This window comes from Flocculibacter collagenilyticus (genome assembly GCF_016469335.1).
GTDB lineage: Bacteria > Pseudomonadota > Gammaproteobacteria > Enterobacterales > Alteromonadaceae > Flocculibacter > Flocculibacter collagenilyticus.
Window position 1 is genome coordinate 1,837,775 of sequence record NZ_CP059888.1, and the last position, 25,596, is coordinate 1,863,370.

The 25,596-nt window shown below is 41.7% G+C and carries 4 protein-coding genes; 2 read left to right on the plus strand and 2 right to left on the minus strand.

Annotated elements, in window-relative coordinates; genetic code table 11:
• Positions 1-80 precede the first annotated feature (80 nt).
• Positions 81-2,957: an XrtA/PEP-CTERM system TPR-repeat protein PrsT gene (prsT, locus tag HUU81_RS08215; protein ID WP_199611733.1), complete on the plus strand. Its 2,877-nt coding sequence runs from the start codon at positions 81-83 to the stop codon at positions 2,955-2,957.
• Between the two features lie 20 nt (positions 2,958-2,977).
• Here the strand turns inward: prsT and HUU81_RS08220 are convergent, their stop codons facing one another.
• Positions 2,978-3,319: a hypothetical protein gene (locus tag HUU81_RS08220; RefSeq protein ID WP_199611734.1), complete on the minus strand. Its 342-nt coding sequence runs from the start codon at positions 3,317-3,319 to the stop codon at positions 2,978-2,980.
• A gap of 20 nt (positions 3,320-3,339) precedes the next feature.
• The gene (locus HUU81_RS08225) at positions 3,340-3,900 is read right to left on the minus strand and encodes a tetratricopeptide repeat protein (protein WP_199611735.1); all 561 of its coding nucleotides are present in this window, start codon (positions 3,898-3,900) and stop codon (positions 3,340-3,342) included.
• A gap of 319 nt (positions 3,901-4,219) precedes the next feature.
• Between HUU81_RS08225 and HUU81_RS08230 the strand changes: the two genes are divergently transcribed.
• On the plus strand, positions 4,220-25,588 hold the full coding sequence (locus HUU81_RS08230) for a putative Ig domain-containing protein (RefSeq protein ID WP_199611736.1): 21,369 nt from the start codon (positions 4,220-4,222) through the stop codon (positions 25,586-25,588).
• The last annotated feature ends 8 nt before the right edge of the window (positions 25,589-25,596 follow it).

Sequence of the window (25,596 nt, forward strand, 5' to 3'; positions counted from 1 at the left end):
CGCACTCAAGAATGGCTAATGAAATAGTAAATTTTTAAGGTTATACTTTTGTTTTTACTCAGCATGTCATTCGGAATAGTATGTTTAGTCGTCGTTTTATTCGCTCTTCACTGTTAGGTTTTTGGTTAGGTTTCTGCTCAACGATTAGCTTCTCGCTTATATCGATTCCTGTGGCTAATGCCCAAGCGTCACAAGCCACAACAAATATATCAAGCGAGCACTACGAAAAGGCATTAAGTGCGTTTAATAAAGAAGACTATGATGTGTCTTTTATCCACTTAAAAAACGCACTGAAAGACAATCCATCACATTTACCTGCCAAGGTGTTGTATGGCAGGCTACTACTGAAAAATGCCTACTATGAAGAAGCGGTAGAAGAATTTAAGGAAGCATTAAAGCAAGGCGCAGATATTAATTTAGTGCTGCATCCGTTAGGTAATGCCTTAATTTTGCTGCGCAAATTTGAAGAAATACTGCAGTTAGACAACCCAGCCAACTTAACCAAGTCAAATCAATTTGAGCTGTTAATGCTAAAAGCAGAAGCAAATGCAGCATTAAAAAATACAAATGAAGCTGAGCAATCATTTAAAGCAGCATTGAAATTGTATCCTGACAATGTGCGCGCATTAAATGGGCTAGCATGGTTTTATATTTCAAATAAACAAATTCCCCTTGCTAATGCGTTAATTGAAAACGCAATAATAAAAACGCCTAACAATGCGAGAACATGGCATTTGAAAGGGCAATTGGCGCAATATCAAAAAGATACATCTACAGCGTTAAAACATTTCAAACAAGCTTATCAGCTAGATAGCAAAGATCCCGTCATCATGAGGTCTTTGGCAAACACCTATTTTGAAAATGGAAACTTTCTAGAAGCTAAAACAATTGCAGACTCAATTTTAACGCAAACTCCTGACGATCCGCATACGCTTTTATTGCTCAGCAGAATTGCACTTGAACTTGATGACCAAGATGAAGCAACAAGAATTAAAGAAAAGCTAACTACTCAGCTGGCGAATTATTCAGACGCAAAGTTTCAAGAAAACAATGAATTACTAGTAGTAAGTGCGATTCTTTCGTTCGCAAATAACAATACTGAAAAGGCAAGAACAGACTTAAACAACTATCTACAAAATAATCCAAACGATTTAAATGCTGTTTCACTACTTGCGTCAGTATTTATTGCTCAAGAGCAGGATGCAAAAGCCATTCAATTACTTGAAAAATATGCTTCGGTGGTGAAACAAGACGTAAGCTTATCAGCTAAGTTAGTTAACTTATATCTTAAAAATAATAAGCAATATCGTGCGAACATCATTGTTGACGATTTGCTTGCCGCGAATCCAAACAACAAAGAAGTGTTAGTCCTTGCTTCGAAAGTATATTTCTCTGGCCAGCAGTATAATAAAGCAATACAAATATTAGAGCAGTCTAGCAACAGTGAAAGCGATGCTTTCTTAATGTTAGTTAAAGGCATGATCTATGTTGAAACGGGTAAATACGAACAAGCGTTGCAACTGTCAGAAAAATTACTGGCGGTGGATAGCGCTCAAATAGACTTTTTAAATTTACAAGCTGCAAGCTTAATTAAGCTGAATAGAAATAGCGAAGCACAAGAAGCGGTCACTAAAATTTTAAATCAAGAACCTGATAATTTTGCGGCTCAATTCAATCAAGCAAACCTATATATTAAGAGCCAGAAATACGCTGACGGTAAGAAAGTTTTAGAAAAACTGCTTGACGAAAGAGCAAAACATACCCAATCAACCTTTATGTTAGCCATTGCCGAGTTCGGACTTAACAATTACAACGACGCAATAAGCCATCTAGAAAGCTTACATATTGCCCAGCCAAAAAATTTGAAAGTACTTGAGCAATTGGTTAACTACTATACAGAAGTTAAGCGTGATGAAGACGTGCTTAAAACAATCAGCAAACTAGAGCGACTTAACTTTTTAGAGCCAAACTATATTTTTAAACGCGCTAATATTCTTATTAAACAAGGTGAAATATTAAAAGCGAAAGAACAACTAAATATTTTGCTTCCTTTATGGCGAACTCAACCAGAAAAGTTACTAAGCCTAGCACTAAAGCAAAAGCAAATAGGTGACTTTGAAGGTGCCAAAGACAGCCTTAATAAAGCGATAAAAGAAAAGCCGGAGTCATTAATTTATCCGCTGGAGCTTGTGAAGCTATTGCTTGAAACAAATAAGCTAGATGAAGCTAGTGTTCAGTTAGATAAGTTAACTATTTCTCATCAAAATGACCCGAATGTCATGATGTTAAAAGGCGATCTCGCTGTTAAAAATGAAGCGCTATCAACAGCCCATGATTGGTACGTTAAAGCGCTTAGTGAAGATAGCCAGTTTACCTTGATAGCAATTAAGTTATACCAGCTTGCCAAGCAGGGCATTAAAGAAAAAGAGTTTGTTAATTTAGTAAAAAAAATGCTTGAACAGCAGCCAGCACGTATAAACGATAAAAAAATTGAGCAACATTACTCAATTTTGAAGCGAGTTCTGGCTGATCACTTTATTAATGCTAATCAACCTAACAAAGCATTGCCTTATTATGAGCAGTTAACTAAAACAGAAATGTTTAAAAACGATCCAATGCTATACAACAACTTAGCGAATTTATACCTAGAGAAACAGCCGCAACTTGCACTTGAAACCATTAACAAAATTCCACCATCACAATCAAATACCGCGCATATTTTAGACACAAAAGGCTGGATCCTCACAAAACTGAATCGCTTTGAAGAAGCACTCACGTTGCTAAGGCAAGCCAGTGTAATGGACTCAACCAATGCCTCTATTCTTTATCATCTAGGATATACATTAGTGAAATTAAACCGTATTGAAGATGCAAAAGTAGAGTTGAATAAAGCGTTAGAAGTTGCTGAAAATGAAAAAGAGCAAGCTAGGCTCACTAAGCTTCTTGAGTCGTTGTAATGCATTTACTATACAACCTATCATTTTTGAACTCGCTCAAGAAGCTCATTAATATGCTGACTATCTTTTAATGCAGCTTCTATTTTATTGAATAAGGTTTTATACACGACACTGCTGGAAATTTTTTCGCCAAGTGCGTGGGTTAGAGTTTGAGTAATAATAGCTTGGCGAGCATCATCAACTGAAGTTATATGTTTTAAGTTCAAGGAAGTTGTGATTTGTTCCACTATGTCAGTTGTATTCTTTATGCTGGGTGAATCTGTTGGAATTGAGTTTGAAACATTGGCAGTATTTTCGCTAGTCCTGCGATGTTTTGATTTACTCGTATATGCACTGGGAAGCTGACTGCTCTTATTTATCATTGCTTTCGCTCTCTACAGTATCAATGCTTACTGTGATAAATATCAAGTAAATGCGTTTTATCTGTTGCTTCTTGCTCGTCAGTGTTATCGTTTTGTTGACTCGTGGACTCAGACTCACTCGGTATAGACAAGCGCGTTAGCATTAATTGCATATCGTTATTTAAGCTAGGATTATCTTGATTTAATGCTATTCCTTGTTCAATACTCGTCGTTGCTGCGGTAAGATTGCTCTCAAAAATATGTAATAGTCCTTGTGCAAATGCTGCTAAGTAACCTTGTGTATGTGCGATGAGTGGCTGTAGCGTAAGGCGTGATGCTTCATACTCTTCTAAAGTGGCTAATAAAAGGCCCAACTGAAAACGTGCGATAGACAATTCTGGCGCATAGGTAATTGCTTGTTGGTAGCTAGTAACGGCTCTTTCATACTCACCCGTTTGCGCCAAAATGGCTGCGTCTAAAAAATATAACTGCCCGTGTTCTGGGTAGTTCTGTAACCCTGTTTGCACTTCTTGTTGTGCTAACAAATATTCCTGCTGAGACATCAGTGTGGTAATGCGACTAATGTAGTGCTCAATGGTCATAACATCCTGCTTTTAAAAATGGGTCAAAAAATCTAAGCCGCAAGAGTAAAAGATTTAATGGTGTGACTCAATCTTTACCTATATGTTTTTTGTATTTTGTGACGGTTATTTACTGTAATCATGCAAGAAGCCATTACAGATACCATCTGTAAGTAACTGATAAAAATAATGATTTAGTATTAGTTTCAGAAAACTCAAAAAAATTAAAAAAAATCGCTAAACATTTTTCTCATTTCTTGGACTTATTAGGATAACTGTATCAGTAGGTACCGATTGCACGGTGCCAACAGAAAAATATTAAAGAAAAAGGAACGGAAACGTGGTTGCAATTGTTTCAGGTGACGCAGCAGGTCTATTTAATTCATCAATATCATCACTCGGCCAACAAGGGGCGGTAGGTCAAGCAGGCATTGGTCAAGCCAATGAACAAGTCTTTATTAATGCCATGACAGGTAACTTAATTGTTCAAGGGCGAGATGATAAATTATCAGCATTAGGTGCAGACTTTGGTGTATTACGTACATACAATAGCTTGGGTAGCATCAATGATAACAATGGTGACGATAACTGGCGTCTTGGTTTCTTAAGTTCAGTGACTGACTACACTGGTAGTTCAGTAAAGCGTGTGACGGCTGACGGCGCGGTGCAAACCTTTACTTATAACGCCATTGAGGGCGCGTACATCAGTACCGATGGTCGTGGTGCACACGACAAAATGGTACGAGATGGTGCAGACTGGGTATACACAGAAGGAACAAGTCTTGCCTCAATGCGATATGCCGCTGATGGCAAGCTTAAGAGTATTGTTGATAAAAATGGCAAAGGGCAACACTTTGTGTATGCCAATGGTCGCCTAGCAAAAGTACTGACAGATAATACGAACGGACAAACGACCACGACGTTTAATTATAATGCCGCACAGCAGCTGGAATCGATAACACTTAATAGTGATGATGCGACGACTCAGGCAGTATACAAGTATGAATATGATACACAAGGTCGCCTAGAGCATGTACGAGTTGACTTAACACCAGATAATGCAACAGACCAAAAAGAATATGTTACAAGCTACACCTACACCAGCAACACATCAGACCAATTACAAACCTTAACGCAGTCAGATGGTACCACGCTAACCTTTCAATACTACAATAGCGGTAAAATTCATAAAGTGACTGATGGTGAGAACCATACAACGACTTACCGTTATTCTGATAATAGCTCTACTATTACTGTTGACGGTACAGAAATAAAACTAGGTTACGATGATGAAGGAAAGCTGCTTTCACGTACGGCAACTGTTAATGGACAAGAAGTTACAACAAAGTACAGCTATGACGCGAGTGATAACCTAGAGACTATTACTGACGGACTGGACAATACGGTAACGTTTGGTTATGACGCAATGGGTAATCAAATAAGTCAGCAAGACGCGCAAGGAAATCGTGTTGAGCGAATATATAACGATAATAATCAAGTTATTATTGAGACTGTCTTTAATGTGCCCGATCCTGATGGAGATGGCATTGATGTACCCAGAGATCCGCAATCTACTCGTATGGTGTATGATGATCAACAGCGATTACGCTTTATTGTTTCAGCGCAAGGTGATGTGACAGAGTACCGCTACAATACACTAGGCCAACGAGAATCACAGCGTATCTATGTTGATAATGGCTATGACCTTTTATCGCTTGGCTATGATGATAGACTGACGGAATCTCAATTAACAGATTGGCTCGCGACACTCACTAATTTTAATACTAATGGCATTTTATTAACAGAGTATGAATATAATTTTAGAGGCCAGCTTCAACATCAAACTCATTTTGAAAGTGTAGATACAAATGGTAACGGTAAAACACAAACCGCTACAACTACCACATTTTTGTACGATGCCCAAGGTCGTTTATTAGCTAAAACTACACCTGAATTGCAACAAACAGCATATAGTTACGATGGACTCGGTCGTGTTGTACACGAATATGACACTGTCAAGGTTACATCGGCTGTAGATATGTCAAACGTTGAGCAACGTACGATTATTAGCAGCCACCAATATGATTCAAGCCAGCAAAAAATTAGTGTGACGGATGCTGAAGGTCTAGTGACGACTACGCTTTATGATAATGCTGGGCGTGTCATTTCAACTTCTCAAGGCAACAGTACTGATACATCTGCACTAGGACACCATGCTTATTATTATGACGCTCATGGCCGACAAGTTGCACAACGCCACCAAAATGGTGCCATAAGCTATCAACTCTACGATGATGCTGGGCGACTACAGTATAGTGTTGACCGTGCTGGTGCTGTAACTGAATATCATTATGATAAAGCCAGCCGATTAGTAGGCACGTATCAATATAGTCAATTAATTTCCACATCCGCATGGCTAGATAGTGCGTCTGCATCCTTAGAAAAAACGAATGATAAGCTAAATGCACTTTCAGACATTGAAACTAAGCTAGTTAATAATGCATCACGTGATAAGTCAGCGGATCGCTCCACTTCAATCCAATATGATGCGGCTGGCCGTAAAACACTAGAAATTGACGCCAGTAATTATGCCACTGAGTATCGATATGATGGCACGGGAAGATTAACCCATACGATTTCTTTTGCGGATGCTGGCGTGACCACATTCAATGCCAATGCAGCTAAAAGTGCAGCCAGAGTTGCCCGATATTTTTACAATCAAGACGGTGAGCGTATTGCCAGTATTGATGGCGAAGGCTATGTCACAGAGTATCACTACGATAGTGCGGGACAGTTAATTGCTGAGCGAAAGTTTGCAAGCGCGTTAAATTTATCGAATCAAGAAATCATCACTCGCCCTCTTGTATTACTTATACCAGTTGCAAATATTCAGGAAGATCGAACAACACAGTATCGTTACGATGGTCGAGGACAGCAAATTGTGTCGGTGACTCCTGAAGGCAAAGTTACAAAGACCAATTACACCTCTGAAGGTAAAGTAGAGACGGTACGTGAATATGCTAACCGTGAAGTTCATATTGGAATAGGTGGGCGAGTTCAATTACCAGTTGAAAGCCAACATGACAGTATTACCACGTATACCTATAACGAACGCGGACAAATTAAGACGCAAACACAGCAGCCAAATAATAAGCTAACCACTTATTATTATGATGCTCAAGGGCGTTTAATTGGTACAAAAGTAGAAGATACTGATACAACTATATCGCGAACGCAGTTGTTAAGTCTTGATGAATTAGGACGTGAAGTAGGTGCCTTGAATGGCATTGAAAGTGAAGGTGTCACGATTAGCGCAGAAAAAATCGCAAAAGCGCTAGAAACGAACGGTATACAACACAACTATGATGCATCAGGCCGTTTAATCAGTAGCACTGATAGGGAAGGCCATAGTACTTTTTACTATTACACCGTCCGAGGTAAGCTTGCCGCAACAATTGATGGTGCTGGAAATGTGCAAAGCATGGGCTATAACACGTTCGGAGAGCAAACGAGCGTACGCCGTTACGCTGCGCCTATTAATGCATTAGATACCTTATCAGGTGGTGATATTGCAGATATAGCTGATACCTTATCTAATCTTGCCAGTCAACAAGACAGTCAGATCACAAGTACATACACTAAACGTGGCCTGCTTAACACAGTAAGTGATTTGGCCGGAGGCCATACCGATCGGAATTATAATGCATATGGTGAGGTTGACTCACTTACCACGACATTAACAGATGATACTGTACGACTAGACAGCTTTACTTATGATAACCGCGGTTTGAAAAGGCATACAACGATTGATAGTGACGGCCAAGCGGTTAAAACCTCTATGGAATACGATGCCTTTGGCCGTATTATCAAAACAATTGATGGTAATGAGAATGCTCGCACCATTACCTACCAAGATCAAGTCGGTAAAACCATTACTTACTATGAAACTACACATGGTACGGTTAATGAGGTCATGGAGGTCGATGTATTCGGCCGAGTGATTAATACTACGGATGCACTAGGCGTTGTAACTTCTACGTACTATGACGAGAGTGAGAGACAAAAATTAGTATTAAATGCTGACGGTGGTGGCACACAATATACCTACAATGTGCACGGCCAATTAACCGATATTGTTAAAGGTGAGGTCAAAGATAACGCATTAATTAATACCTTAACGCATATTCATTATGGGTATAACGAAAATGGCGATAAGGTAACTGAAACTCAGGGATATCAAAGTGATAACCCAATCACGACAACCTATGAATATGATGGTAATCAACGCCTTGTATCAAAAGTGGTTGATAAACATGAAAATGGCTTGAACTTACGTACAGATTACATGTATGACGGTGCAGGACAATTGGTAGGAAGCACAGATGCATCGGGGGCAGTTACACGATATATATATGATGGTAAAGGCCAAAGAATTTACCAATTAGCAGCAGATAACAGCCTTACAAAAAATCACTATGATCCAGCTGGAAGAGTGGTTGCTTACACGCAATATCAAGATGCTATCAGTGATACATTAGCAGGCGACAAAGCAACAAGTGCTTACACGCTAGATATGATTGACGGGTGGAAAAAAGGAACCTCACACACATCATATACAGTATACGACCAAGCTGGACGAGCACGCTTTGATATTGATGCCGAAGGTAGCGTACTGGAAAAAGTATATAACGCAAAAGGGCAAGTGATCGAGTCAATACGCTATGCGCAGCGTATCGACTTAACTGAAGAGCAACAATCTGCCTTGCTACTTGGTGGTATGAATGACAAGGCATTAGCTGCATTACGTCCTAAATTAGATGTAACAACAGATCAAATTACAGCGTCTATTTATGATGATAACGGCCAAGCTGTATACAGCTTACAAAAGCTAAGTAATGGGCAGGCGCAAGTAAAGTCGAGCCGATATGATGCAGCAGGGTTATTAATACAAACAGAAGCTTATGCTCATACTATTGATTATAAAGCAGATTATGATCTTGTCTCTATCGAGCAAGCACTCAACGTTGAAAATGATGAAGCTAAAAACCGTGGAACCCAATTGTTTTATGATAAAGCGGGACGCTTACGCTTTACAGTTGATGATTTAGGTGGAGTAACCGAGCAAGTTTACGACGCAGTTGGCCGTCAAGCGCAAACAGTTGTTTATGCAACGTCCTTACGTGAGCACAATGATTTTACTTTATCTAAAGCATTTAGCAATGAGACACTAACATATGGCATGCTATCTGGCTTATTTGCACAAATTAGTGAAGGCACAGACCGTGTAACGCGCAACGAATACGACAAGGCGGGACGCCTTACATCACGAATAGATGCTGAACAACACGTTGAATCTTGGACTTATTATCAGAATGGGCAAAAAGCAACGTACACAAACCAAAATCAAGATACATGGTACTACGTGTATGATAAAGCAGGACGCTTAACCCGTGAAGTAACACCTGCTGTTAAAGGGTATTGGAATGCTACCGAGGAATTGAAAGGTAGCGAAGTGTTAGGCCGTCAAGTAACAGAAATAAAATATGATGGCTTAGGGAATGTGAAATCACGCCTTCAAGGCCACATCATAGTCGCAAATGCTGATGAGAAGCTAACGCCAGAACAAATAAAATCGGTAGTATTACTCAATACACGCGAAAGCTCGTTTGAATACGATGCGCTAGGTCGACAAACTGAAATCATAGAGCCGAGTGCCAATAATGCTGCTACAAGCCAAGTGGAAGTAACTTATAACGCATTAGGTCAAGCTGTCGTTAACCACATCAAAACGACAGATAATGAAGGGCAAGCACAGAATATTTATAGCTATAAAGTGTTCAATGAGGTTGGCAAAGTGGCCTATGATGTGGACGCAGCAGGCTATGTAACAGGCTATCAATATGACACGCGCGGCAATGTAATCGCACTGACGCGCTATGCAGAAAAGCTAGATACAACTGAACTAGATAACTGGGAAGCAGGGGAAGCGCTGTCTCTTAGTCAAGTTATAGAGCAATTTAATAACGCCTCAGGTCGTATAGTTTCAACGGTGTATAACACCTTGAACCAAAAAGTTAGCGTAAAGCAACCAAGTATTACTTATGCAACGATAACTACAACAGGCCAAGTACGACAGAGCGCTGGTCAACCTGAAACAAGTTACACATATAACGCATTCGGTGATATCACTAAGCAAAGTGAACGTATATCGAATGATTCACACGCACATACCTATTACTACTACGATAAATTGGGCCAAAAAACCCATGAAGTTAATGCAGAAGGATACGTTAGTGAGTGGCAATACAATGCGCAAGGCCAAGTAACAGATTACATAGAATATGCAAAAGCAGTAGATAGCATTGACTTAGACATTGCACCAACGCCAGAGCAGCCAACAAGTAAAGATGGCAAGAACCGTGTGTGGAGCTACGAATATGATGGCCTAGGGCGTAAAACAAAAGAAACACAGCATGCGCTAGTGTTTTTCATTCATGACAATACAGATTTTGAAAAAGCAACACGGATCAAGGAATCCGAATATACAGAAGCTACACTAGAAACACGCTATGACAAGGTTGGCAATGTAACTGCAACAATAGCGAATGAATACGTTGAAGTTAACACAGAATATGATGCATTAGGCCGTGTACGTGAAGTAACACAGCCAAGCACCAACGTAGTAAAAAACGTTGAAGACTTAAAGCAAGGTTGGGACAACGCCACTAATCGTACAGCGTTACGTACACAATATCATTATGACGCTTTTGGTAATGCCGTTAGCATTCTTTCAGGTACTGCAGTGGATGCTAAAGGACAGCTGTTAACACAGGGGGATACCCGTGTTATTCAGCAGCGTTTTAATGCTCGAGACCTAATGGTTAGCTCGACAGATGCTGAAGGCGCAACCACAACCTATACCTATAATCATGCAGGAAAGATTATTAGTCAGTCAACGGCCTTTGAAGGACAGGTTAGTCCGTACACATATTCATTACAGGAGATTAAGGAAAGGAAAGACGGAGACGACTATGGAAATGGTCGCGAAACTGAAGTAGAGGGGAGTGCTCCACAGTGGCTAACCTTAAATAAAGAAACTGGTCATCTTCAAGGTACGCCAACGAGAACAGGACTATTACGTTTAGTACTAAAAGTTACAAACGAGCACGAAGAAGTGGTTTACGACACTGATTATGCAGTGAACGTAGAAAAAGGTAAACCTATCAATATCGTGCCTGATGGAGTATGGCGATTTGCGCCTCCAACGTCAGAAAATCATCATGCGGTTACCAACTACCAATACGATGCTTTAGGGCAACAAGTCGCTACTACGCACATTTTACAAGAAGGTGAAAATAAACAAACCGTAGAGCGCCATCAAGCAGTGCAATATAACGCATTTGGTGAAATTGCCTTTAAGGGCGATCCAAATGACCCGCTATTTGTAAGTAGCCAAAGTCAACCTCTACAAGAGCGTTATCGATACAATAATGCAGGCCAACTAATTAGTAGCAATGCAGGTGATGGTGTCGAGAAAACGTACTTGTATGACCTAGCGGGCAATTTAGTGTATCAGTACCGCCCTGGCAAAGGGGATACGCTAACAGAGTACGACAAATTAGGACGTGCACTAGGGCAGTACGGGGCATCTTTCCTTGTAAAAGGAATAGAGAGCCGCCCTGTGATAACACAACAGTTTGACCGCTGGGGTAACACTATTCGCTTTACTGATGCTCAGCTAAATACCACGCATTATGAATACAACCACGCAGACAGATTAGTTAAAGAAACACGTCCGTTAGTCCAAGTGATGGATGAAGACGGCACAATCGGATTAGAACGACCAACATTTACCAATTATTACGATAGACGCGGTAACTTAATAGGCCGATTAGATGCTAATGGGCATAAAGCACTAGGAAAGGACAGTATCTATGGCAATACTGAGCTAAATTTCCGTTTAATGGAGTACAATGCTCTTGGCAAACAAAGCAAGATAAAAGATGAAGTTGGGAATATTACTGAACTTGCCTACAATGCCTTCGGTGAACAAGTTGCTACTAAAGATGCACTAGGTTACATCACTACTCAAAAACGAGATAAACGCGGCGCCGTTATTGAAACGGGTGATATACGCTTAAACGATCAAGGCCAAATAGATTATCAGCATTTATCACAGTTTGAGTATAACGACTTAGGGCACAAAACGTTACAACGCAATGCACTAGGGCATGAATACCTATATAGCTATGATACGCAAGGGCAAATGACCTACTCTCGTACTACTCAAGGGGTTACCATGTCATATGAATATGACAGACAAGGTAACCGAGTACTAGAAAGCTATGACTTACTAGCAGCGAGTTCTCATGGTGATACACACCGCAATGTATGGACATATAACTACTTCGGACAGCTTCAAACTCTAAATGATTTAGGTGGCAATGTAACTACCTATCAGTATGTCAACGGCCAAGTTGAGACGCTTAAGCGTGACTTAAATAGAACAAATCAAGCCGTAGACCAAACGGTAACATACAGTTACTACGACAATGGCCTAGTAAAAAGTATTCATGATGACGATAGTGGCGCCACTACACACTTTGAGTATGATATAAATGGCCGTGAAAGTGTGGTAGAGCGCATTACCACTAATGCGTTAAGTGCCCAAACACATGAAAAAACCCATAGTTTTTATGACAGTAACGGTCGAGTGACCCGTGTTATTGTTACCCAAGGTGTTAGCAACAAAGTACTATCAGCGATTGATTATACCTACGATGCAATGGGTAACCGCCGCAGCATGAAGGTCATCAATGGTTATACGGGCAGTGCAGAACTTCAAGAACCGAACCGACCGGGGCTTAATCCGGAATTTGAAGGGCTTTTATACCGTTCTGCCTTAGCAGGCACGGCATATGAATATGAAATTGGGCTAGCAAAGGATGTGTTCTATTACGAAGGTGAAGAAGGTGAAACCCTAACCTACGAAATAGTAGACTATGTTGATCCAGTAACTGGTGAAACACATACCGCACCTAATTGGATAACGCTAGACAAACAAGCACTGAACGAAACACCTCCGCGTTTGGTTATCCGTTCAAACCGTGTAACAACTAATGAAGGCCAATATCAATTTAGTATTCGCGCGTCGGTAAAAGATGGGGATACAGATCAATTTGTATTACTACCTGTTCTACTGCCTGTACTAGATAATGCTAAGCCATATTTACAGCATGGTAAAACACTGGCGTTTAACGACTTTGTATTAGGCCGTGAATACAACGAAACACTAAGCAACTTACGTCAACTAATATTTGATCCAGAAAGAAAGCCATTAACCTTTAGTGTAGATTGGGCTGACAGCTACAGCGAAGCAGAAAAAGAAGAGTTAAACGCACTATTTAGCATTGACGACAGCCGCTTAAACCATGGCTCAGGCGAGCTTCGCTTATTTACAACGAATAACGCAGTCGTGCCAGAGTCTTTCTTAGGCAAGAGCATCTCGCTAACACTTGTAGCGTCAGATGGGGTAATGCACAACAAATTTAATGTCACGGCAGCTGGACCCGCATTCAAAGTGTCATTACCTGAAAAACTAGAGTTAAAGCAACGAGAAGATTTTGACATTAACCTTCAAGACTATATTGAAGGCAATGCTGCACAAGCAGTATTCAAAATAGAAGATTTATCAGGTAAACCTGAAGTACTAAGTTTAACGGGCCAACCAGTTCCAAGTATATTAAAAGTTGATAGCGAAAAGGTAATAGAAAACACTGACCGAAGAGTTAAAGTTACTGTTTATCAAGAAAATGCGCTAGGCGAACTTAAAGCAGTTTCAGAGTCAACATTAACAATTACAATTGATGCTAAACCACAACTGCCATCTGAAGCAGCAATAGCTAAGCATTTATCCAATTTAAGCATAAAAGCTGTTGGTAAAGGTAGCTTCACACTGCCAGCATTTAGCGACGTAAATGGTGATGCACTGATTTATGACATTCAGGTGGTAACTGAGAATACTGGACTTACGTTCACAGTAGGCGCCTACGATGCAAGCAATAACACGTACACCGTTACTTATGAAAACACCAATCAGCTATCGTTAAACGAAGGGCAAATACGAATTATTGCTAAGCAAAAGCATGATACGAGTATGCAAAGTGAAGCGTTAAATGTTGGCTTTACACTGTCAAATGCCGATCACCCTCCGTATTTTAATAAATCGTTTACTTGGCCTAAAGCATATAGAAATGTAACACAAGAATTTAGCTTCAGAATTCCTCAAGACACTTTTGTGGATGCAGAAGACAGCACCTCTGTAACCTATCAATTATCATACTTTGGTCAAATAGAAATAGAAGGCGAAGAATCGCCTATAACTGGTGGGCAGGGTGGAGATCCGATCACTTTAAACCCAGGAAATGGAGCAGATAACGGGGAAGGTGAAAGGCAGCCAATTTATATACCGGGCTGGACTGAAGATTTTGGGAGTCACTCTTGGCTGAGCTTTTCTAACGGCATTTTATCGGGAACCCCGAAATCAACCTCTGAAACAGAGACATTTAGGTTAGTTGCAATAGATAGCAAGGGCAATAAGAGTGAGTCGTATGAGTTTGAACTCAAAGTTTTAAATAATAGAGAGCCGTGGGGTGATATCTCCATGGACTCAGTGATTGACGAAGGGCTTGAAAATAAAAAGATAAACCTGAAAGGAACAATGTCTGATGATGAGGCATTAACATTCGAGAACCTTAGAATATATAAGCGAGGGCCTGATAAGAAAGTACCGATTTCTCCAACACCTCCACCAATAGAAGATCGAGCTGTTAGTGCAGTTTCGAACACACCAGACAGGGGGGCAGGTGCACACAAATTGGTAAAAACGTGGATACCACAAGAAGATCCAGCACCAGTAGTTGGTGTTCTTAATGCGGACGGAATGCTATCGATTACAACCAATTATGAAAGTGCAGACGAATATAAAATAAAGGTTGATATAACTGATGGTGACTTAACTGTAACTAGAGAGGCTGAATTTATTGTAGAGGATAAAAACGCCCCTCCGATGCTTAAGGCTGATGGTGTTTACGGTGATATTGAAATTATAGACGGTACTATTGTTAAAGAAGTTACGAAGGGTGACTCAGTAGATATTGATGTACTCACTTTATTTGAGGATTTGGATGGTGAGGACAGTTTATTAGAATTGGCTGCAGTTTCAGCAGATTCTCTTTGGCTAAAAGCGAATTTAACGGATGGAACTTTATCTGGTGATACAAGCGCTTTAGTCCCAAGAACTTATACAAAATTTGTAACAATCTCTGATGGATTTAACATTACCACTACATCAGTCAATATCGTTGTCAATGAAAAAATAAATAATAAGCCTGAGGGTGATATTAAGATGGAGGACATTGATGAAGGTACAGATGGCACCTTTGATATCACTCACACAATGACAGATAAGGATGGTGATAGTTTAACTTATAAAAATGCTGTTTTAGAAATGGAAATAGAGATTGGCGGCATTGAAGGTGGCGGGCAAAATGGTGAGGTTGAAAAAGGCTTGCACCCAGAAGATGGCGGAGATAATGGTAATACTTCGAGAAAAATCTGGGTGCCAGTTCTATCCGATAATATTAGCTACAGCTTATCAACAGATGGTCAATTGACCATTGATTCAAACTATAATAGTGCAGGTAGATATAAGTTAACAGTAGATATAGATGATGGCAAATCACCAGCTATTACTAGGCATACAGAGTTTAATATTCAAGAAAAAAATGCAGCGCCTATTTTACGTCCAGATGGATTTAGTCGTCAGGGTGCAGAGGTAAGAGACGGTGCGATATACCTTAAAGTTGAAGAAGGCAGTGTTGGGCGTCTGGGGATCACTCAATTTTTCACTGACCCTGATGGGGATGATTCAAAACTAAAATATACTTTGTCTTCAAGCGTACCGAGCTGGATAGAAGTACATCATGCAGATGACTTTATTCGCTATGACACAAAGGGCGTTACACAAAAGCATAACTTCATGTATGTTAGGGTGCTTGACGAAAAAGGTGTGAAACATATTGTGAGGGTAAATATTGAGGTTACCCGACCAGCAAATTATAAGCCTGAGGGTGATATTAAGATGGAGGACATTGATGAAGGTACAGATGGCACCTTTGATATCACTCACACAATGACAGATAAGGATGGTGATAGTTTAACTTATAAAAATGCTGTTTTAGAAATGGAAATAGAGATTGGCGGCATTGAAGGTGGCGGGCAAAATGGTGAGGTTGAAAAAGGCTTGCACCCAGAAGATGGCGGAGATAATGGTAATACTTCGAGAAAAATCTGGGTGCCAGTTCTATCCGATAATATTAGCTACAGCTTATCAACAGATGGTCAATTGACCATTGATTCAAACTATAATAGTGCAGGTAGATATAAGTTAACAGTAGATATAGATGATGGCAAATCACCAGCTATTACTAGGCATACAGAGTTTAATATTCAAGAAAAAAATGCAGCGCCTATTTTACGTCCAGATGGATTTAGTCGTCAGGGTGCAGAGGTAAGAGGCGGTGCGATATACCTTAAAGTTGAAGAAGGCAGTGTTGGGCGTCTGGGGATCACTCAATTTTTCACTGACCCTGATGGGGATGATTCAAAACTAAAATATACTTTGTCTTCAAGCGTACCGAGCTGGATAGAAGTACATCATGCAGATGACTTTATTCGCTATGACACAAAGGGCGTTACACAAAAGCATAACTTCATGTATGTTAGGGTGCTTGACGAAAAAGGTGTGAAACATATTGTGAGGGTAAATATTGAGGTTACCCGACCAGCAAATTATAAGCCTGAGGGTGATATTAAGATGGAGGACATTGATGAAGGTACAGATGACACCTTTGATATCACTCACACAATGACAGATAAGGATGGTGATAGTTTAACTTATAAAAATGCTGTTTTAGAAATGGAAATAGAGATTGGCGGCATTGAAGGTGGCGGGCAAAATGGTGAGGTTGAAAAAGGCTTGCACCCAGAAGATGGCGGAGATAATGGTAATACTTCGAGAAAAATCTGGGTGCCAGTTCTATCCGATAATATTAGCTACAGCTTATCAACAGATGGTCAATTGACCATTGATTCAAACTATAATAGTGCAGGTAGATATAAGTTAACAGTAGATATAGATGATGGCAAATCACCAGCTATTACTAGGCATACAGAGTTTAATATTCAAGAAAAAAATGCAGCGCCTATTTTACGTCCAGATGGATTTAGTCGTCAGGGTGCAGAGGTAAGAGACGGTGCGATATACCTTAAAGTTGAAGAAGGCAGTGTTGGGCGTCTGGGGATCACTCAATTTTTCACTGACCCTGATGGGGATGATTCAAAACTAAAATATACTTTGTCTTCAAGCGTACCGAGCTGGATAGAAGTACATCATGCAGATGACTTTATTCGCTATGACACAAAGGGCGTTACACAAAAGCATAACTTCATGTATGTTAGGGTGCTTGACGAAAAAGGTGTGAAACATATTGTGAGGGTAAATATTGAGGTTACCCGACCAGCAAATTATAAGCCTGAGGGTGATATCAAGATGCCAGATATTAACGAGGGTTTATCCAACTATAAAGTTGATATCACGCATACAATGACAGATAAGGATGGCGATGACATAATATTTTCTGATGCAGAAGTACAGAAATATAGAATTGTTGGTTTTGAAACAGTAGATGGAAAGGCTAATAATCGTGTAGAGCCAGAAGTCGGGCCGCCGATTTATGATTGGGTTGAAACGAATATTCCTGTTTCTATTTCTTCGTCAGGAATGCTAACAATATCTACAGGATATAGTCACGCGGGAGATTACAGGCTTAAGGTTTCTGTAAATGATGGTTCTGGGGTGTTACATAAATACGATCATTTTAAAGTGTATAACAGAACGAAGCCTGTTCCAGTTAATGAACCACCAAAGTCTAAAGGGAACTATGGAAGTAAGGTAGTTAAAGTCGGCTCTTCACCATCATTTGGTAGCATGAAATCAATGTTTAGTGATGATAAGGGCGTGATCAACCTTACGATGTCAGGCTCAGCCACGAGTTTTGTAACCTATAATAAAGCTTCAGATACGATTACTGTTAAGCCTCAGAGTGCGCATGCTGGTAGATCTTATACATTAACAATGATTGCATCTGATGGGGTTAATTCGAAAACTGCAAATGCATCTATGACAATTACTGTTCCAGCATTACCAGCCCCACCACCACCAGTTAATGAACCACCAAAGTCTAAAGGGAACTATGGAAGTAAGGTAGTTAAAGTCGGCTCTTCACCATCATTTGGTAACATGAAATCAATGTTTAGTGATGATAAGGGCGTGATCAACCTTACGATGTCAGGCTCAGCCACGAGTTTTGTAACCTTTAATAAAGCTTCAGATACGATTACTGTTAGCCCTAAGAGCAAACATGCAGGTAAATCCTATACGTTAGTAATGACGGCATCTGATGGGGTTAATTCGAAAACTGCAAATGCATCCATGACGATTACTGTGCCAGCGTTACCTAAACCTCCTAAACCTCCAGTAAAAAATGATCCACCTCGGACGAAAGGAGATTATGGCAGTAGGACAGTAAAAGTTGGTGCTTCACAATCAGTGGGTAGCATGAAATCAATGTTTAGTGATGATAAAGGCGTGATCAACCTTACGATGTCAGGCTCAGCTAAGAGTTTTGTAATTTATAATGCAGCTTCAGATACGATCACTATTAAACCTAAGAGTACGCATGCTGGTAAATCTTACAAATTAACTATGACTGCATCTGATGGGGTTAATCCAGAGCGACCGACTGCATCAATGATTATCACTGTACCTGCTTTGAATAGAGCTCCATATATTAAGAAGTCAGCGCCTAGCGTCATTACGGTGCCATACTCAACAGCCGGTAGCATTAATTTAACGGAGTATTTTGATGATTATGACTCAGCTGATAGAGGAAAATTAACCTTCGTAAAAACAGACGGAAATGCCCCTATACATATTGACAACAATACTGGTAGAGCAAGATATATTAATACTTTAGAAATGGGTAAAAGCTTGTATGCAACATTTAAAGCTAAAGATGACGATGGTGAGTATTCTCAATCGCTAACTTTCTACTTTAACTTTAAAAAAGACCCGAATTACGGTGGCGGGGGTGGAGATTTTCCGAGAGATAGGCGCTTCAAGTCAGCAATGATGTTTTCTGAAGCCCCAGCAATGAGCATGATGGCGAGTGCGCCTGTTGTTACAGAAACCGTAATACAAGGTAGTACGTCAACAGATAATTACACCTACCAGCTGGGTGATGGCCATGTTGTGATAAATGATGAAGATGGCACTGACACCCTCACATTTGGTCCGGGTATCACTGAAGACAACATTACCGTAGTAGCGGATGAGGCAGGATTGCACTTCAACATGCCAGATGGTGGTCGTTTGACCTTTACCAATTGGGTTAATGATAAATATGTTGCGCTAGAGTCAGTGAAGTTTGATGATGGCTCTCACTGGAATCGACGCGAGTTGGGCCGCAATTTAAAAGTTACAGGTACCGAGCAGTCAGATAATTGGTCTTATAACAACATATATAATGAGCTTGGCCATGAGGGCGGCTTAGGTGATGATGTGATAGGCGGTGGATTATTTAACGACCGTTACTATTACAATTTAGGTGATGGTAACGACATTATTCGCGACGCAGGTGGTATCGACACGCTGTACTTGGGTGAAGGTATATTGCCTGATAATGTGAGCTTAACTGCGGATGCAGAGCATTTGTACATCCAGCTACCAGACGGTGCAGTGATAACCTTTGAGAACTGGTTTGATGGTAATCGCATTACATTAGAAGGTTTACAATTTGGTGATGGCACCTACTGGAATCACCGCGCAATTGGGCGCCAACTCCAACGGGTGGGCACAGACGAAAACGATAATTGGCATTACGGTGACGCCAAAACCGAACTTGGCCACCGTGGTGGAAAAGGCGATGACGTCATAACAGGCGGCATGTTTGATGACCGCTATTACTATGAGCTTGGTGACGGCAACGACATTATTAACGATACCAACGGTTATGACACCATCCACTTTGGTAAAGGTATTACACCAGATAGCCTACGCGTATATGCTAAATCCGGTATGGCAGGTGACATGTATGTTGAATTACCGAATGGTCACGTTATTACCATCCAAGACTGGTTTGTAGACGGCAACAGTGAAATTCGTATTGAGAACTTCGCATTTGCTGATGGCACCACGTGGAGTCGTCACGATATTGGTCAACACTTTGTAATTGAAGGGACTGACGGTGATGACGAGTTGAATGTGCGTGAAGGTGGCCGTGTTGTAAACAGTTACTTAGGGCACCGAGGAAAACTGGGTAACGACACCATTCAAGGTGGCCACTACGCCGACCGTTACTACTATGCAAAATGGGACGGCAACGACACCATTTTAGACCACGGTACAGGCAACGCGATTTACTTTGAAGACATACAAGCAGATGAGTTAGCTTATTACCAAGATGGCAACGACGCAGTGCTGTTTATTCGCACCACCAACAACACCATGCGAGTAAAAGACTGGTTTGCGGATAACAAACACCGCATGGACTTCTTGTATTTTGCTGATGGCAGCCGAGTACGAGGAGCAGACTTAGCAAGCTCATTTACTGCCTTACCAGACAACTTTGCACCATCGGCTCGCCCGTTAGCTGATATGGTGACCGCGACCGATAAAATAATGTCGTATCCTGTTGCAGGGCATTTTGATGATGCCAACGGTGATGCACTCACCTTAAGCGCTCAAGTGCTTGTAGGCAGTGATGAAACGGGCTGGACAGGCGCACCGCTGCCGGATGGTTTAAGCTTTAATGCTGAAACAGGTACTTTCCAAGGGCAAGTAACGACGCCAGGCACGTATATGATAGCCGTGAGTGCCGATGACGGACAGGCAGTGACGATGCAGCGCTTTACTCTGACGGTAAACGAAGCAAATGTTGCACCAGTGTACCAAGGTGAATCACAAGTTACGGTCACGGCTGGCGAATTTATTAGCGTACCGGTGACCTTTACGGATAAAAACGGCGACACATTAACGTACCAACACAGTACGTTACCAGCTTGGTTGCATCATGATGCAGATAACCAAACGTTATCAGGCATGGTGCCACTGGATGCCACGGGCACGCACAATATTACCTTAACCGCCACAGACCCAGCAGGGTTAGTAGCTAATGCCACAGTGCAATTGACCATAGCAGCGGCCAAAGCGCGCACAATTGCAAGCGTGCCGCTGGCGCATCAACAGATGCATTATGGCAGTGTTCAACATATCGAAATAGCGTCGCACTTTACTCAACCTGATGGGATTCAGCGTGAAAGACTTAGCTATGATGTATCACTGCAACAAGCAGACGGTAGCTACCAGCCACTTTCAAGCAAGGATTGGTTACAGTGGCAAGATGGTCAATTATACAGTGCACCACCTCAAGCAGCTGTAGGCGTACACTATGTACGTATTACTGCCACTGATAGTAGCGGCGAACAGCAGCAAGGTGAATTCCGCTTAACAGTAACAGGCCCTCAAGCCAAAGATGCTGGCGTCATTGAAACCGTTAAAGCCGAGCCGATATCCATCGACGTTCGCCAATACTTCAGTGGCCTTAACGCCAACGCCAAATATGGTGTAAGAGTCAGTTTAGCTACTGAAGAAGCAACACCTGCGCCTTCACCTTCACCTGCTGAGATTAATCTGGCGGCAGTGCCAATGACAATGATGGCCAGCCCAGCGCCAATGACAATGATGAGCAGTCCATCAGTTAGCACTAGTACCGCTGACGATGCCCCCGAAGTAGTGATACCAGAGAGTTTAAAACACTGGTTAACGTTTAACACAGAAACCGGCATATTAAGTGGTAAGCCACCAGAAGACTTCCTAGACCGATTACGCGTGACCTTTTTAGCGGAAACAGAAGAAAATACCGTGCTGGAATCACACGGTGAAATCATGGTGGATGAGCGCGCGACAGAAACCACCTACTGGTTTAGCTATGACGCCGCCAACCGCGTAGTCATTGACGGCGGTAATAGGGAGTCTGATGGCACAATTGGTATCAGCCAACACGGCCAATACTTCGAGTATGACGCAGTAGGGCGTGCTAATTTTATTATCAACAATAAAGGGTTAACGGCACAGCAGCTTAGCTATACCGCACAAGGGTATTTAGATACAGTGCGCCAAACGTATTCGACTCACCCAGATGCAACACATGGCAGAAATACCACGGTTGACCTGTTTGCAGATATTGCAGGAAGAACTAACCAAGCATGGAGTGGCATTAACTGGGCAAACAGCATACGCCATGAATATGACCAAGCAGGACAAAAGTTACTGACAGTGAACCACTTTACGCCAGGTGAAACGCGTACGGTGAGTTCGCCAGCGCCTAAAAATCCAAAAGGTGACTCAACATTTAAGGATAACGAATCTTTTGACGTTGAATTCACCTTAACAGGTGAAGAGTCAAGTCGTAAGGTATTTGAGTACAACGCTGATGGTAAGCTAGACACAGTCACACAGTATGGTTGGACAGGTGATGCATTAATTGAAGAGTTAAAAAGCCAAATACTACCGAGACATGAAAGCCAACAATATAGCCACTATAAAGTGTATGCAAATTTAAGCGGTAAGCTAAGTACAGCAGGCGCAAAGTTGAACAGCAGCACCTATGAATACGACAAAGGTGCGCGTTTAACAAAAATGGAGAGCCAAAACCACTTACTAGGGTATACTCATGGCTACAGCTATGGTTATGAAAAACGCGAAAGCTATTTAGAAAACCGTGTAAGCGGTTATAGCCATAACAAAGACTACCAAGCGGCAACAACAAAGAGTTTTTATGATGCCAGCGGCAATCGTTATGCAATAGAAGAAAGTAATCGCGTAGATGGCAGTAAAATCAGTGCTCGTTACTTTGATGTGTCAGCGGATGGCAAGCTCATTAAAAAAGTGTCGGGTACACAAAACAAAACGCACGTAGGTGCGGTACCGACTGCACCAGAAGAAACCATTCCGGGCGATGATGAAGGCGGTAATAAAGACTTCCCACATGATTGGAAGCCACCACAAGGCCCTAACCTACCCAAAGAGCCAGAAACCGTGGCACATACCATCGGCTTTAGCGAGCACAAAAGTGTACATAACGACGGCAATGGGGCAGAGAAGCGCTCTACTACGAGCCACTACCTGCACGCAGGTGGTCAATACCGTGGCGAATTTAAACGCAATGGTGAAGTAACGGTAAAAAGTGCCCACTTTGAAGGGGTTAGCGTTAGCACGCCAAGTAGTACGCAGCGTCATCAAATTAACCAAGGTGAAACGTTAAAAAGTATCGCCGTGAGTTACTTTGGTAACCCAGACTACTGGTATGTGATTGCAGATGCCAATGGCTTAACCAATGATGCTGATGCCACCTTAACGGCAGGGCAAACCATCATCATCCCAAGCCAAGAAAACACCGCGAATCGATTTGATACGTTAACTGCGTATAGTGTGGCTGAGCATATTGGCGATACCACACCAAACCTACCATACGCACCCGTACCGCCAGAGGCTGCGTGTAATGCGTTGGCAACGATTATTGTTGTGATAGTGGTGATTATTGTGACGGTGTATACCGCAGGGGCGGCTTCAAGTGCAGCAGGCGGTGCAGCAGGTGGTGCGGGGGCAGGTAGCTCAGCAGGTTTTGGTGCCACGATGCAGGCAGGGGCAACCGCTTTGGCAGGCGGGAGTGCTGGTGCGGCTGCAACAGGCGCGATAGTAGGTTCACTTGCAGGGCAATTTGTGGGCAACGTACTTGGTGTACGTGATGGTTTTTCATTGAAAGAAGCATTTGTTTCTGGTGTCACAGCATGGGCAACCGCAGGTGTCGGTGGTGCAATTGGTGCTGCAAATGAAGGCGCCCATTTAATGAAAGCCATTACCGCTGCATCAGGCTCGGTTGCCAATGCGGCTGCTAACAAACTGGTGGGTAATCCGTCAGGGTTTAGCTGGGCGAACGTGGCCGCAGCGGCAGGCACCGCTGCCATTGGTAGTGCCATGGGACTCGGCGCAGATAAAGCCATGGTGGGTACATCCAAAGGCATTGCGGTTGATACCTTAGCCGGCATTGCCCGCTCAGGTATTAGCCACGGCATACAAAAAGTGCTAGGCGGCAAAGGCAAGTTTGACTTTGTGAATGTAGCAGCAGATGCGTTTGGTAATGCCGTTGCCAATAGTGTGATAGCGAAGGCGATAAATAGTCATCGTGCGGAGTCTACAACTAAAGGCGTTAGCGAGCAGACAAGACGACAAGTTGAACAATCTCAAAGGTCTGGACAGCCAATTTCATCAGAGCTTGCTGAGCAATATATTCGTGAAGTTACCGCTAGCAAAAATACAAGTAGTGCGATTAACCTGACTGTAGAACAAGAAGGCCAACAGTTATTTGTTACGGATGGTAATAACCGGGCTACGGTTAATTTAGGTCAAATAACCAATTACCAAGACTTAGTATCAGCAAGAACAGGCTTAGCAGACACATTTGGTGATGCATGGACGGGCTCAGCAGTTGGCCGCGATTTGAATTTAAGTTTCATGAAAGCGCAACGAAAGGTGATGGAGAATACATTAAACACACCAATACATGAATCAGCGGCATATCAAACAGGGATGGCACGTGGTTATAATAGCGCAACTTTCCTCGCACGAGACAGAATAATCCAGCAACAGCACTTTGCTCAAACTTCAAGTCAGTTAAACGCTGTTAATATGCAGTCATTTGAAAAATACGGTGGTAGAGCAGAGGGAAGTTACTTAGATATAGCAATAGGTGCAAGTAAGTCTTTAGTAGACAATACGTTGCATGGTTTTCAGTTTGTAGGTAACGCGCTGATTTATGGTGCTGCACAGGCATTTACTTTCGGTGATGCTGCAAGCTATAACCAAATGGCTAAATATAATCCGTTCGGTGATAATTACCACTCAATCTTTGGGGCGCCTACTACAACCAATGAAGGATTAGGTTATACGTTAGGTAATATTGGCTCGTTTGCAGCAGGTGTTAGAGCTTTGCCTGAATTAGTAAAATCATCTGTGACACTTACAAGTAGTGGTTTAAATGGCGTGAAGAGCTTATTATCAAGTAAGCAGGTTGGTGTACCAACATCTCATTCTACAAATCCTTTAGCTCCTGTTTTAGATTTTGATGGTTATGGTAATGAAATATTTTATCGTTCTATGTCTCCTAGTGACTATAGGCATATGAGGTTAACAGGAGAGATTCCTGCTACAGGGGAAACGTTTATTTCTCCTCTTCAAGCATACTCTGCGGGTTATGATGGCAATCTTATTAGACTTACTGTAAAGCCTGGTACTATGGAAGAGTTGTTTAGAATAGGAAGTACTGGCAACCACGGTACCGCGAAACTTTTACCTGAGCTGCCCAGAACTCCAAAAGGCTGGAGTGTGGACTATGCTCAATTCAAGTTAGAGGCAAAGAATAAGCCTTATATTAATAATGGTTTGGGTGTATTGAATACAGGCTTAGGTAAAGGTGAGGCACTTAATATATTTAATAGTAACTTAATTCGTTTTGATCCTTTGAACTAGTGGAAGAT